Annotated in this window: 12 protein-coding genes; 6 read left to right on the top strand and 6 right to left on the bottom strand. The window is 64.1% G+C overall.

Translation table 11 applies throughout. The annotated features are described in order from the left end of the window. Positions 1-32: 32 nt before the first annotated feature. From CHB96_RS12035 to CHB96_RS12025, 3 genes are read left to right on the top strand one after another with little or no spacing between them, the layout of a single operon-like run. A complete protein-coding gene (locus CHB96_RS12035) occupies positions 33-527 on the top strand; it encodes a 2Fe-2S iron-sulfur cluster-binding protein (protein ID WP_089246395.1) in 495 nt (164 codons plus the stop codon). After that, positions 524-1,519, top strand: coding sequence for an FAD binding domain-containing protein (locus CHB96_RS12030; RefSeq protein ID WP_089246393.1), 996 nt, complete (start codon positions 524-526; stop codon positions 1,517-1,519). Before CHB96_RS12035 ends, CHB96_RS12030 begins: the two co-directional genes overlap by 4 nt. Continuing rightward, positions 1,516-3,585, top strand: coding sequence for a xanthine dehydrogenase family protein molybdopterin-binding subunit (locus CHB96_RS12025; RefSeq protein WP_089246391.1), 2,070 nt, complete (start codon positions 1,516-1,518; stop codon positions 3,583-3,585). Before CHB96_RS12030 ends, CHB96_RS12025 begins: the two co-directional genes overlap by 4 nt. Before the next feature lie 52 nt (positions 3,586-3,637). Here the strand turns inward: CHB96_RS12025 and CHB96_RS12020 are convergent, their stop codons facing one another. The 4 genes from CHB96_RS12020 to CHB96_RS12005 are packed head-to-tail and all read right to left on the bottom strand — an operon-like array spanning position 3,638 to position 6,925. After that, complete coding sequence (locus CHB96_RS12020) at positions 3,638-4,378, bottom strand: amino acid ABC transporter ATP-binding protein (protein ID WP_089246389.1); 741 nt, start codon at positions 4,376-4,378, stop codon at positions 3,638-3,640. Next, positions 4,375-5,862: an ABC transporter permease subunit gene (locus CHB96_RS12015; protein ID WP_089246387.1), complete on the bottom strand. Its 1,488-nt coding sequence runs from the start codon at positions 5,860-5,862 to the stop codon at positions 4,375-4,377. Before CHB96_RS12015 ends, CHB96_RS12020 begins: the two co-directional genes overlap by 4 nt. Positions 5,863-5,874: 12 nt before the next feature. Next, positions 5,875-6,357, bottom strand: a complete 483-nt coding sequence (locus CHB96_RS12010) for a RidA family protein (RefSeq protein ID WP_089246385.1) — start codon at positions 6,355-6,357, stop codon at positions 5,875-5,877. 1 nt (position 6,358) lies between these two features. Beyond that, positions 6,359-6,925, bottom strand: coding sequence for a histidine phosphatase family protein (locus tag CHB96_RS12005; protein WP_089246383.1), 567 nt, complete (start codon positions 6,923-6,925; stop codon positions 6,359-6,361). A gap of 75 nt (positions 6,926-7,000) precedes the next feature. Here CHB96_RS12005 and CHB96_RS12000 point away from each other — a divergent pair, with 75 nt between their 5' ends. Both CHB96_RS12000 and CHB96_RS11995 read left to right on the top strand, forming a co-directional pair. Beyond that, entirely contained in the window at positions 7,001-8,176 is a 1,176-nt protein-coding gene (locus tag CHB96_RS12000; RefSeq protein ID WP_089246381.1) for an acyl-CoA dehydrogenase family protein, read from the top strand. A 10-nt stretch (positions 8,177-8,186) separates the two neighbouring features. Next, the gene (locus tag CHB96_RS11995) at positions 8,187-9,302 is read left to right on the top strand and encodes an acyl-CoA dehydrogenase family protein (protein ID WP_089246379.1); all 1,116 of its coding nucleotides are present in this window, start codon (positions 8,187-8,189) and stop codon (positions 9,300-9,302) included. A gap of 35 nt (positions 9,303-9,337) precedes the next feature. Here CHB96_RS11995 and CHB96_RS11990 read toward each other — a convergent pair whose 3' ends face one another. Further along, on the bottom strand, positions 9,338-10,132 hold the full coding sequence (locus CHB96_RS11990; protein WP_089246377.1) for an alpha/beta fold hydrolase: 795 nt from the start codon (positions 10,130-10,132) through the stop codon (positions 9,338-9,340). Between the two features lie 192 nt (positions 10,133-10,324). On the opposite strand from CHB96_RS11990, the gene CHB96_RS11985 reads away from it, so the two are divergent. Beyond that, positions 10,325-11,230 carry a phosphodiesterase gene (locus tag CHB96_RS11985; protein WP_089246375.1) on the top strand — a complete coding sequence of 302 codons (906 nt, stop codon included), beginning with the start codon at positions 10,325-10,327 and terminating at the stop codon, positions 11,228-11,230. Here CHB96_RS11985 and CHB96_RS11980 read toward each other — a convergent pair. After that, positions 11,227-12,720, bottom strand: coding sequence for a stealth family protein (locus CHB96_RS11980; protein ID WP_371829008.1), 1,494 nt, complete (start codon positions 12,718-12,720; stop codon positions 11,227-11,229). The genes CHB96_RS11985 and CHB96_RS11980 overlap by 4 nt on opposite strands. Positions 12,721-12,765: the final 45 nt, after the last annotated feature.

Genomic DNA, 12,765 nt, shown 5'->3' with positions numbered 1-12,765 from the left:
TGGCGATCAAGAGGAGGGGTAATCGCCCCGACATGAGCAGAGTCACCCTCCGTGTGAACGGCACCGAACAGACCATCGACTGCGACGTGCGGACCACTCTGCTCGACGCACTCCGCGAACACCTCGACCTCACCGGCGCCAAGAAGGGCTGCGACCACGGCCAGTGCGGAGCGTGCACGGTGCTGGTCGACGGCCGACGCATCAACAGCTGTCTGGCGTTCGCGATCGGCTACCAAGGGCGCGACATCACCACCGTCGAAGGTCTGGCCGACGGCGACACCCTTCACCCGGTGCAGCAGGCATTCATCGACAACGACGCCTTCCAGTGCGGATTCTGCACGTCGGGGCAGATCTGTTCCGCCGTCGGCGTACTCGAAGAAGCGAAACAGGGGTGGCCGAGCGCGGTCACCGAGGACGCTCCGCCGAAACTCACCCGCGAGGAAGTCCGCGAGCGCATGAGCGGAAATCTCTGCCGCTGCGGCGCGTACGCCAACATCATTCCAGCCGTGCAGGAGGCGGGTCGGTGAAGACCTTCGACTACGACGTCGCAACCGATGTCGACGACGCCATTGCCCGCCTCGTCGCCGATCCGAGTGCCTCGCTTCTCGGCGGCGGGACCAACCTCGTCGACTTGATGAAACTCGGTTCGGCGCAACCGACTTCGCTGATCGACGTCACCCGTCTTCCGCTCGGCGAGATCACGATCGCGGCCGACGGTGGCCTGCGCGTCGGCGCGGCGGTGACGAACAGCGATCTAGCGGTGCATCCCGTCGTGCGCAGTCGGTACCCGGTTCTGTCGCGGGCGATTCTGTCCGGTGCCTCGGGGCAGCTGCGGAACATGGCCACCACCGGTGGCAACTTGTTCCAGCGCACTCGGTGCGTCTATTTCATGGACTCGAGCAAGCCGTGCAACAAGCGTGAGCCCGGTTCGGGATGTCCCGCGATCGAGGGGGAACATCGCAATCTCGCCATTCTCGGCGCGTCGGAACACTGCGTTGCGACGCATCCCTCGGACATGGCTGTCGCGCTGACGGCTCTCGATACCGTCGTCGATGTCGCGGGTCCGCACGGGACGCGCCGGGTGCCGATCGCCGAGCTGTATCGACTCCCGGGTGACGCTCCACAGACGGACACGACCATCGAGCACGACGAGATCGTGACCGGTCTCGAGATTCCCGAACTCCCCGCGGGCACGGTGTCGCTGTACCGCAAGGTGCGGGATCGGGCGTCGTACGCATTCGCGCTCGCCTCGGTTGCGGCCGTATTGCGCGTCGAGGACGGCCAGGTGACCGAGGCGCGGATCGCACTGGGCGGGGTCGCGCACAAGCCGTGGCGTGCGTACACCGCCGAAGGTGATCTGCTGGGGAGGGCAGCAAAACCGGAGGTGTTCCGTGAAGCGATCGACCTGGAATTGAAGGCAGCGAAACCGCTGCGCGACAATACGTTCAAGATCCCGCTGGTGCGTGGTCTCGTGACCGAGGCCCTCACCGAATTGACCCGACGGGAGTCCTCCGAATGAGTACCGCAGCCATCGGCCAGCCCATCGTCCGTACCGAAAGCATCGCGAAGGTCACCGGCGCCGCGCGGTACGCGGTCGACCAACCGAAGGATGCGGCAACCGCGTACTGCGCCATCGTTCCCGCCGCCATCGCGAAAGGCAGGGTTGTCGACGTCATGGCCGACGGCGACGTCGAACTCCTCTGGCACGGTAATGCCGAGAAGCTCGGCGACATCGAAGACGGTGAACTTGCTGTGCTGCAATCGGATCGGGTGTCGTACCGCGGACAGATCGTCGCAGCGGTCGTGGCGGAGACGTACGAGGCTGCACGGGACGCCGCCGATCGCGTCCAGGTGACGTACGCCGACGAACAGACCCCCGACAACGGCCTGACGGCGGACCATTCGTCGCTGTTCGCACCGGAATCGGTCAACGCCGGATTCCCGACGGACGTGACCATCGGGGACCCGGACGCGGCACTCGCGTCGGCGAAACACGTGATCGATCGGTGGTATTCGACGGCCGCGAATCACAACAATCCGATGGAACCTCATGCGACGACGGCGCGATGGGCGGATGACGTTCTGACCGTGTGGGATTCGACGCAAGCGCCGTCCGGCGTCCAGGACGATCTGGCGACGTTGTTCGATGTCGATCCGGAGAAGGTCCGTGTAATCTCCGAAAATGTCGGCGGCGGTTTCGGTTCCAAGGGGAGTACCCGACCCAACGCTGTTCTCGCGGCGATGGCAGCCCGTGCAACAGGGCGGACGATCAAGCTGGCATTGCCAAGGCAGTCGATGTTCGACCTCGTCGGGTACCGGACGCCGACCATCAATCACTTCCGAATCGGTGCGGACTCGAACGGCAGACTGTCTGCACTCGTGCATGATTCGTTTCAGCAGACGTCACATGTGTTCGAGTTCTGCGAGCAGACCTCCGAGTCGACACGGCACATATACGCCTCACCCAACCGCCGTACGACGCATCGCCTGGCCGTTCTCGATGTGCCGACGCCGCGGTGGATGCGGGCCCCGGGCGAAGCACCCGGCATGATTGCGCAGGAGACGGCGATCGACGAGCTGTCGTACGCGGTCGGCATCGATCCGATCGAACTGCGGATACTGAACGAGCCGGACGTGGATCCCGCAAGCGATCAACGTTTTTCAAGCCGAAGTGTGGTCGAATGTCTGCGCGAGGGAGCCGAGCGCTTCGGCTGGTCCGAGCGTGACCCGCATCCAGGACATCGACGTGAGGGTCGCAAGCTCATCGGGACAGGCGTCGCGACGGCAAGCTACCCGGTGCTGATCAGCCCGTCGTCGGCGTCGGCATCATTGAGCGAGGATGGTTCGATCACGGTGTCCGTCGCCGCGTCGGACATCGGTACCGGTGCGCGAACGGTGCTGCGCCAGATCGCCGCCGACGCACTTGCGGTGTCCGCGGATCGCGTCGAACTGAAGCTCGGCGACAGCGCGCTGCCCAAGGCGCCCGGCGCGGGCGGTTCGTCGGGTACGTCGTCGTGGGGCTGGGCAGTGACGAAGGCGTGTCGCGCGCTCGTCGACCGAGTCGGAAGCATCGACGACGCCAGCGGCCCGGCCGAGGTGACCGTCGAGACCTCCGACGACTTGGACGAGCAGAAAGACTTGGCGCGCATGGCGTTCGGTGCGCAGTTCGCCGAGGTCGAGGTCGACATCGACACGGGCGAGGTTCGGGTGCGACGCATGCTCGGTGTGTTCGGGATCGGGCGCGTGATGAATCCGAGGCTGGCGCGGTCGCAGCTGATCGGCGGAATGACGTTCGGGCTCGGTATGGCGCTGATGGAGACGGGTAACACCGACCGGGAGTTCGGCGGCTTCACCAACCACGATCTCGCCGAGTATCACGTGCCGGTGTGCGCGGACACCCCCGACATCGAAGCAGTGTGGGTCGAGGAGAACGACGACGAGTTGAATCCCATGGGCGGCAAGGGGATCGGTGAAATCGGGATCGTCGGCTCACCCGCGGCGATCGGTAATGCGGTCTACCACGCGACGGGCGTGCGGGTCCGGGATTTCCCGATCACGGTCGACAAGGTTCTCCCGCACTTGTAACCCCATGTGCACGAAAATACATAGCCCGCTATGTATTTTCGTGCACATGCCGTCAGGCCAATATCCGCTGCAAGAACTGGCGAGTCCTGACCTCGGATGGATTCTTCAACACATCCGCCGGCGCACCCCGCTCGACGACGACGCCACCCTCGATGAACAGAACCTCGTCGGCGACCTGTTCGGCGAAGCGGATCTCGTGTGTCACGACGACCATCGTCCACCCCTGCGCCGCAAGGCTCTTGATCACCGACAGGACTTCGCCGACCAGTTCGGGGTCCAGTGCTGACGTGGGCTCGTCGAACAGCATCAGCTTCGGCCGGAGCGCCAATGCGCGCGCGATCCCGACGCGTTGCTGCTGACCGCCGGACAGTTGGAACGGGTACTGGTCGGCCTTGTCGGCAAGACCGACTTGCTCCAGCAGTGTGCGAGCATCGGCAACGGCCTCGTCTTTCGGCCGCTTCTGGACGATCACCGGACCCTCGATGACGTTCTCGAGCACGGTCTTGTGCGGAAAGAGATTGTGCTGCTGAAATACCATGCCGCTCTGGGCGCGAAAGGCCCGCAACTGAGTCGTCGAGCCCGAGAAGTCGACGGACACATCCCCGATACGGATCGTGCCAGAGTCGGCGGGATCGAGCGCGTTCAGCGCCCGCAGCACAGTTGTCTTTCCGGACCCCGACGGCCCGATGATGACGGTGACGGTTCCCGGTGGCACGGAGAACGAGACGTCCTTCAGAACGTCGAGTGTCCCGAACGACTTCTTCAGGGAACGGACCTCCAACAAATCTGTCATTTCGCCACGTACCTGTCGAGTCGGACTTCGAGTTTGCCTTGGAAGAACGAGAGAATCATGCAGATCACCCAGTAGTAGATCGCCGCGACGCTGTACAACGCGAAGAAGTCGAACGTCGGTGCGGCCGCGAGCTGTGCGACGCGCAACAGTTCCGTCACCAGAATCGTCGACGCCAGCGACGTGTCCTTCACGAGTGAGATGAGCGTGTTCGACAGAGGCGGAACGGCGGTGCGCAGCGCCTGCGGAAGAATGATGCGCTGCAACGACGTCCGATATCCCATGCCGATGGTCTCGGCTGCTTCCCACTGCCCCTTGGGCACACTGAGAATCGCGGCTCGAATGACCTCTGCCGCATAGCCACCGACGTTGAGACTGAACGCGACGACGGCAGCAGGGAACGGATCGATCACGACGCCGAGTTCGGGCAGCGCGTAGAACACGATGAACAGCTGCAGTAGTAGGGGAGTGCCGCGGATGATCGAGACGTAGAAGCGCGCAGCCGACGACAACGCCTTCTTCGACGAGATCCGCGCCAGCGCGACGCCGAGTGCGATGACGAGGCCGATGACGAAGCTGATGGCCGTCAACGGAATGGTCATCGTGACAGTGGCTTTCAGCATCGGCCACAGGTTGTCGAGAATCAGATCCAGCTTTGATTGGGATTCCGACGACGATGCGTCCGACGTCGGCGCCTGTGTATCGGCGGTGGGCGCCGCGGTGTCGGATCCGAAGTACTTCTCCGAGATCTGTGCGAGTGTGCCGTCGGCCTGCAACGTGTCGATGGCAGAGTCGATTTCGTCCATCAAGCCGCTGTCCTTGCGAGCCGCAAAGGCTTGATAGCTGGTGTCGCCGGTCTCGGCGGCCACCTTCACTCCGGTGTCGCCGGTCGTCTTCAGATATTCGGCGACGGCCAAGCTGTCGTTGACGGTGGCGTCGACGCGCCCGTCCTTGACGAGGGTGACGGCTTGCACGAATCCTTCGACGGCTTCGACGTTCGCGCCTGCATCGGCGGCGACCTGCGCCCAGTTGCTCGTCGACGATTGTGCTGTCGTCTTTCCGGCAAGGTCGTCGACGGACGTGATCGACGTGTTGTTCGCCGCGGTGAGAATTTCACCCTCGGACACCGTGTACGGCTTGGACAGGTCGTAGGCGCCCTGGCGTTCCGGGTTGATCGTGACCTGGTTCGCGATCAGGTCGAAGCGTTGCGATTCGAGGCCGGCGAAGATCGAATCGAACGGCGTCTGCACATATTCGACGCGCACACCCAGTTCCTCGGCGACAGCATCGACGACGTCGATGTCGTAACCGGTCAGCTGCCCGTCGGAGCCCTGATAGCTGAACGGACTGTAGGTCCCCTCGGTGCCGACGACGAGGACGCCGCGCTCTTTCACCTGGTCGAGAAGAGGGCCCGACGACGACCCACACCCCGCCACGGCCAGAAGCGCGACAACAGCGGCCAACAGGGCGAACGCTTTCCGGTGCACGAGAGTGCCTTCCTAGCCGTCGATTTCGATCTCTGCCGATACAACCACGGCGTTGTTCATCGGGAGTGCTGCCACTCCGACGGCGGTGCGAGCATGTGCGCCGATCTCGGGTCCGAAGATCTGCACGACGACGTCGGAGAAGCCGTTGATCGCCGTCGTCGTCTGCGTGAATCCGTGGTCGGCGTTGACCATCCCGGACACGGTGAGCCATGCGCTGATTCGATCGAGATCGCCGATGGCCCGTCGGACACTCGCGAGCGCGGCGAGCGCGGAGTCTCGGGCTGCGTCGGTGGCTGCGTCGAGAGTGACTTTCGACGGGACGGCCCCGAACGGCCCGGCGAGTGTGCCGTCGGCGTGGAGTGGCGAATGGCCGGACACGTACACGCGGTTGCCTCGCACACGAGCCCACTCGAACGCGAACTCGAATCCGGGCGGCGCCTGCGCCTGATCGGGCAGTACGAATCCGAGTTCGGAGATTCTCCGCTCGATGTTCATCTCACCACGTCCTTCGTGCGGGAACGCTGTTGATCGTCTCCACGGTCCACGCGGTTCCGTCGTGCGTCAACGTCGAGACGCCGCAATTGAGAATGCGCGGCGACGCGACCCCGCGGATCGCGTCGAAGATTGCGCGTATGACGCCGCCGTGGGCGACGGCGATGACGGAGGAATCCGGATGCGTCGACGCGATCTCGTCGACGGCTCGCACGCCGCGGATCATCAGATCCCGACGTGTCTCCAGGCCGGGATACATGCCGTGCGGCCAGCGGGAATAGGCGTCGTAGTCGGTGAATCCCTCGGCCTCGCCGAAGTGCCGTTCGGCGAGATCGGGATAGGTCGCGGTGCGCGCGATGCCGAGGTGAGAGCCGATGATGTCGGCGGTCTCGGCGGCGCGGGACAGCGGCGAGCTGGCGAGAAGGTCCCACGAACGGCCTTCCAGTTCGTAGACGGCCTCACGTGCCTGCGCCTGTCCCGTCGCATTCAGCGGGATGTCGGAGCTGCCCTGCAGGCGCCCGTGCAGATTCCAGTCGGTTTCACCGTGCCGAACCAGCGCCAGAAAAGTCATAGTAACCGCAGAGTATCCCAGTTACCGGGGAGTACGGTCGAGGTGACATATGTGGAAGTTAAGCGGAGGGATCTCATGAATCTTGCCCTGACAGAAGAGGAAGCTGCATTCCGCGAGGAGATGCGGACGTTCTTCACCACCGAGATACCCGCGGAGATCCGCGAGAAGAGCAGGGTGGGCATCGAACTGACGCGTGACGACATGGTCACGACGATGCGTCTTCTCAACGCCAATGGATTGGCCGTGCCCAACTGGCCCGTCGAGTTCGGCGGACGGGAGTGGACCGAGACACAGCGCCACATCTGGCTCCACGAGATGCAGCTGGCATCGGTTCCGGAGCCGTTGACGTTCAACGCGTCGATGGTCGGGCCGGTCATCGCGACGTTCGGTTCGCAGGAGCAGAAGGAGAAATTCCTACCGCCCACGGCGAATCTCGACATCTGGTGGTGTCAGGGATTCTCGGAGCCGGAAGCAGGCTCGGACCTCGCGTCCCTGCGTACGACGGCCAGGCGCGACGGGGACGACTACATCGTCAACGGCCAGAAGACATGGACGACGCTGGGGCAGTACGCGGATTGGATCTTCGCGCTCGTCCGGACCAATCCCGACGCTCCGAAGAAGCAGGCCGGAATCTCGTTCCTGCTGATCGATCTGAAGACTCCCGGCATCACGATGCGCCCGATCAAGTTGATCGACGGCAGCGTCGAGGTCAACGAGGTGTTCTTCGAGGACGTGCGCGTACCTGCGGAAAACCTTGTGGGTGAAGAGAACTCGGGATGGAGTTACGCGAAGTTCCTGCTCGGCAACGAGCGCACCGGCATCACGCGACTCGGGCACACCAAGGTCTGGCTCGAGCAGGCGAGGGAGCACGCGGCCGCGATCAGGCTGGGCAACGGCACACTCCTGGACGATCCGGCGTTCGCGGCTCGGTTCGCGGAGCTCGACAACGAAGTGCAGGCTCTCGATGTGACTCAGCTGCGGCTGATTTCGTCGTCATCGGACGGTAAGCCGAACCCGGCGTCGTCGATTCTGAAGCTTCGCGGTTCGGAGCTGCAGCAGTCGGTCACCGAGTTGCTGATGGACATCGCCGGACCGGACTCGTTGCCGTACCAGGCAGGTGACGACATCGACAGTCCCGGTTGGGCACAACGGTCGGTGCCGACGTATCTCAACTACCGCAAGGTGTCGATCTACGGCGGCTCCAACGAAGTGCAGCGTCAGATCATCGCGTCGACGATTCTCGGATTGTGAGGTTTCAGCCATGGATTTCGAACTGAACGAAGAACAGAAACTTCTCCGGGACACCACTCGTGAGGTGCTCACCCGCGCCTACGACACCGAGAAGCGCAACAAGATCGTCGCCGACGACCCAGGCTGGTCGACGGCAGTGTGGAAGCAGCTCGCCGAGGTCGGCCTGCTCGGGCTGAGTTTCGCCGAGGACGACGGCGGTATGGATGCCGGTCCGGTGGAGATCATGGCCGTCATGACCGAGGTGGGTCGACGCCTGGCACCCGAACCGATTCTCGACGCCGTCCTTGTTCCCGGCGGCCTGATCTCCGACGTCGGTAGCACTGATCAGCGTCGGCGAATCCTGCCCGGTGTCGCCGAGGGCACGACGCTTCTTGCGTTCGCGCACAACGAAACCGGAAGCCGCTGGCCGAACATCACCGTCGGAACGACGGCCACCGAGGACGGTGGATCCTGGGCGTTGAACGGGGTCAAGAATCCAGTGCCCCACGGCGCGAGCGCGGATACGCTCGTCGTCAGCGCGACGCTGCCTGGCGGTGGCGTCGGACTCTTCCTGGTCGACGGTGACGCGAACGGCTTGACGCGCACGGGATATCGCACCCACGATGGCGGGCGGGCGGCGCAGATCTCGTTCGCGGACGTGGCGGCGGAGCCACTCGGCGACGGAGGCGATGCGACGTCGGCGATCGAAGCGTCGGAGGTGCGCGCGCAGGCAGCGTTGTGCGCCGAGGCAGTCGGAGCGATGGAAGAGGCGCTGCGCCTGACGACCGATTATCTGAAGCAGCGCAAGCAGTTCGGCGTTCCGCTCGCGAAGTTCCAGGCGCTGACGTTCCGGGCGGCCGACATGTACGTGCTGTTGGAGTTGGCGCGGAGCATGTCGTTGTACGCGACGATGAACCTCGCCGACGACGTGGTGGATCCTGTCGTCGCGTCGCGGGCGAAGCTGCAGATTTCACGGTCGTCGCGCAAGCTCGGGCAGGAGGCGATCCAGCTGCACGGCGGTATCGGCGTGACCGCCGAATACCCCGTCGGACATTATGTTTCGCGTCTGACGGCGATCGAGCACACGCTCGGTGGTGCGGATGATCATCTGAGGCGCCTGGCAGCGCCCGTGCACGAAAATACATAGCGGGCTATGTATTTCCGCACACATGCGCGGAGCGCCTAGGACGCCTGCACCACCAGATCCACGACGGCACCCGGGTTCGACACGAGCACTGCGTGGGACCCGGGTACCTCGGTGATCTTCGCGCCCGCGCGTTCGGCCATGAACTTCTCCGATGCAGGCGGGATGATCTGGTCCTGCTGCGGGATCAGGGCGTAGCTGGGCGTGTCCGCCCACGACGGCGGCTCGCTCGGTTCGACGAGGGCGGTCGCGGCGATGGACTTCTGGCTCGCGATCATCTTCGATGCCTGCTCGTCGCTGACGTCGGGCGCGAAGTACTGCCGGAACAGCGCGGGGTCGATGTACGAATCGACGTTCTTGCCGATGATGTTGGTGGAGTCGTCGACGATCTCGAGTCCGAGCACCGGCGGTACCAGTGACGTCAGCCCGAACCGGAACGGGTCGAGTGCCAGCGCGGCGGGCTCACCCGCGGCGGGCACGAAGGCCGCCACGTAGACGAGCGATTCGACGTTGTCGGCATGGACGTTGGTGATGACGGTGCCGCCGTAGGAGTGGCCGACGAGCACGACCGGACCGTCGATGTCCTCGACGACGCTCTCGACGGCGGCGGAGTCGTAGCCGGGGCCACGTAGTGGGTTGTCGGGAACGACGACGTCGTAGCCGCGTGCCCGCAGGTCGGACGCGACACCGTCCCAACTGGACGTGTCCGCGAAGGCGCCGTGCACGAGCACGACGGTCGGCAGATCCTGGGCAGCGGCGACGCCCGAGCCGAACGTCAGACTGGCGGCTACGGCTGCGGTGACAGCAGCGATCTTCGATCGAGTGAGCAACATGTGCACTTCCTCTCGGATGGAGTGCACCTCAATCTAGATCATCCGGGGTGTCCGGGGATGCCGAGTGCTTTTCAGGCACCGGCTTCGTGTTTCCGCAGTGTTCTCGTCCCGTATTCCGAAGGTTAGTTTCAGGAAGGGTGGTTACTGTGAACTCGTAGGAACCACTGATGTCGAATCGGAAGCGAGAGACCGATGAAGGCTCGGACAGCGGAGTATCCGCGGCCGAATCACTGTTTGCTGCACATCACCGACACGCATCTCATCGCCGACGGTGACCTCTACGGTGCCGTCGACAGCGAAGCCCGGTTGAGCCGTGTGCTGGCGAACATCGAGGCATCGGAGGTTCGTCCCGACGCGCTGGTGTTCACCGGCGACCTGACCGACCGCGGCGAATCTCGTGCATACGACACACTGAGGTCCCTGGTCGAACCAGTCGCGGAAGCGCTGGGCGCCCAGATCGTCTGGGCGATGGGCAATCACGACGACCGGGCGACCTTCCGCACCCGGTTGCTCGACGAGATTCCTTCGACGGGGTCGATCGATCAAGTGCACGACATCGACGGGCTTCGCGTCGTCACGCTCGATTCGACGGTCCCCGGCCATCACCACGGCGAGATATCCGACGACCAATTACACTGGCTCGCAGATGTTCTCGCCGAGCCTGCCGAGTTCGGCACGATTCTCGCGATGCATCACCCGCCGGTTCCGGCGGTGCTGGATCTCGCTGTTCTCGTCGAGTTACTGGATCAGAAGAACCTTGCGGACGTTCTGCGTGGAACCGATGTGCGCTCGATCCTGGCAGGGCATCTTCACTATTCGACGTCGGCGACGTTCGCCGGAATCCCGGTGTCGGTGGCGTCGGCGACCTGCTACACCCAGGACTTGGGTGTCGAGCCGGGAGCCATTCGCGGCCGCGACGGCGCGCAAGCCTTCAATCTGGTGCAGGTGTACGACGACACCGTCGTTCATTCCGTCGTGCCGATCGGCTCGTACGACACGGTGGGTGAGTACGTGCCTGCCGACGAGGTCGCGCGCCGCCTCGCAGCGAACGGCGTCCGAATCGCCGACAGCACAAGGCATTCGACGGTCTCGCTCTAGCTCTCCCAGGGCGCGACGATCGGGTAGTAGCGCTCGAGGAACTCGGTGACGCGTCGGGTGCGGACGTCGAGGTCCACTTCGGGGAAGCTTCCGTCGTTGAGGCAGAAGAAATCCATGGCGCGTTTGGGCAGGAGGCCTTCCATCGCGTGCAGGCCGGCGTGCGAGGTGGTGTCGATGTACTTCACCCGCGCGTCACGCTGCACGACGGCTTTGCCGCTCATCAGTGCGTAGTAGTGGTACAGCGAGTTCGTGACCGAGATGTTGGTGCTTGCACGGAACACACTGGCTGCGGTGGAGGCGAATTCGTCGGGAAATTCGTTCTCCATTTCCTGCATGACGCTCTTGCGCAGCGGTGTTGCCGCGTGCTCGAGGTGCCGAGTGGTCATGCGTCCGAATCGATCCTGCAGGAGTCGACGGTTGACGCGTGCCGCGTTCTCGAAGCCGCTGCGGTCGGCGTCGTTGTAGCCCAACCCAATTCGCGTCGTCGCCTCGATGAACATGCTGATTCCACCGGGGGAGAAGAACATCTGTGGACCGACGGGACGGCCGAAGAACATGTCGTCGTTCGAGTACAGGAAGTGCTCGGACAGGCCAGGAATGTGGTGCAGCTGGCACTCCACCGCCTGCGAATTGTGCGTCGGCAGAACGGATGTGTCGACGAAGAACGTCTCGCTCGGCACGAACGTCACGCGCGGGTCGTCGGCGAGCCATTCGGGTCGATCCGAATCCGTTGCGACGAAGATGCGTCGGATCCACGGCGCGTACATGTGCACCGATCGAAGCGCGTACTTGAGCTCGTCGATCTGCCGGAAGCGCGCAGGTGAGTCGTCGCCCTCGCCGACGACGTAGTTCTTCATCCGGCGGGCCCGTTGTGCCTGGAATTCCGCGGACGAACCGTCGACCCAGGAGAAGACGATGTCGATGTCGAAATCGATGTCCGACGCGTGTGCGGCGAACATGTTCTCGATGGTCGGCCACGTCTTGCCGAATCGCTCGACGGTTCCGCGGACTGCCTCGCTTCGCTCGATGGTACGACGCGTCAGCGAATTCTCGACGGGCAGAACGACTTCGGTCGGGGAGAATGTCCAGAGTTCGATCTGGACCGCCGTCGATGCGCCGTAGTTCAGTCCGCTGACGGGTTCGGCGCGCGGTCGATACAGGCGGAAGATGCGAGCATCGGCTGCGTCGATGGGCATGCCGTCGGCGACGAGGACTGCTTTCCCGCGTTTGACGTCGACGGTCTTGCAGTAGAACGGCTCGCTTCGGCACGCCGCGACCAGCGCTTCGCGCAGAGCGTCCCGCACGGTGCTGTCCACGGCGATGACGGGCCGTTCGTCGTTGCCGCGGACGAGGAGGTACGCGATGTCGGCGTCGTCGAGGACGTTCCGGATGAAGAGCAGGTCCTCGACCATCGCCTGGTGGGGCGTCGTCGACGTGATCGCAAGCGCGAACCGGCCGTCGAACGGGATGACGTCGTCGCGGTCGGTCAGCCGTGCCACGGATCGCGCGGATCCACCGGAGACGGAGTTCTCGGA

Origin of the sequence: Rhodococcoides kyotonense, assembly GCF_900188125.1 — a bacterium.
GTDB lineage: Bacteria > Actinomycetota > Actinomycetes > Mycobacteriales > Mycobacteriaceae > Rhodococcoides > Rhodococcoides kyotonense.
The sequence above is the reverse complement of the archived record's forward strand: the minus strand, read 5'-3'. Positions and strand labels throughout refer to the sequence as shown.

Bases quoted from the DNA above. Each gene is read 5' to 3' on its own strand.
- CHB96_RS11995 (WP_089246379.1), top strand. From the start codon at position 8,187: ATGGATTTCGAACTGAACGAAGAACAGAAACTTCTCCGGGACACCACT.
- CHB96_RS12035 (WP_089246395.1), top strand. From the start codon at position 33: ATGAGCAGAGTCACCCTCCGTGTGAACGGCACCGAACAGACCATCGAC.
- CHB96_RS12010 (WP_089246385.1), bottom strand. From the start codon at position 6,357: ATGAACATCGAGCGGAGAATCTCCGAACTCGGATTCGTACTGCCCGAT.
- CHB96_RS12005 (WP_089246383.1), bottom strand. From the start codon at position 6,925: ATGACTTTTCTGGCGCTGGTTCGGCACGGTGAAACCGACTGGAATCTG.
- CHB96_RS12000 (WP_089246381.1), top strand. From the start codon at position 7,001: ATGAATCTTGCCCTGACAGAAGAGGAAGCTGCATTCCGCGAGGAGATG.
- CHB96_RS11990 (WP_089246377.1), bottom strand. From the start codon at position 10,132: ATGTTGCTCACTCGATCGAAGATCGCTGCTGTCACCGCAGCCGTAGCC.
- CHB96_RS12025 (WP_089246391.1), top strand. From the start codon at position 1,516: ATGAGTACCGCAGCCATCGGCCAGCCCATCGTCCGTACCGAAAGCATC.
- CHB96_RS11985 (WP_089246375.1), top strand. From the start codon at position 10,325: ATGAAGGCTCGGACAGCGGAGTATCCGCGGCCGAATCACTGTTTGCTG.
- CHB96_RS12020 (WP_089246389.1), bottom strand. From the start codon at position 4,378: ATGACAGATTTGTTGGAGGTCCGTTCCCTGAAGAAGTCGTTCGGGACA.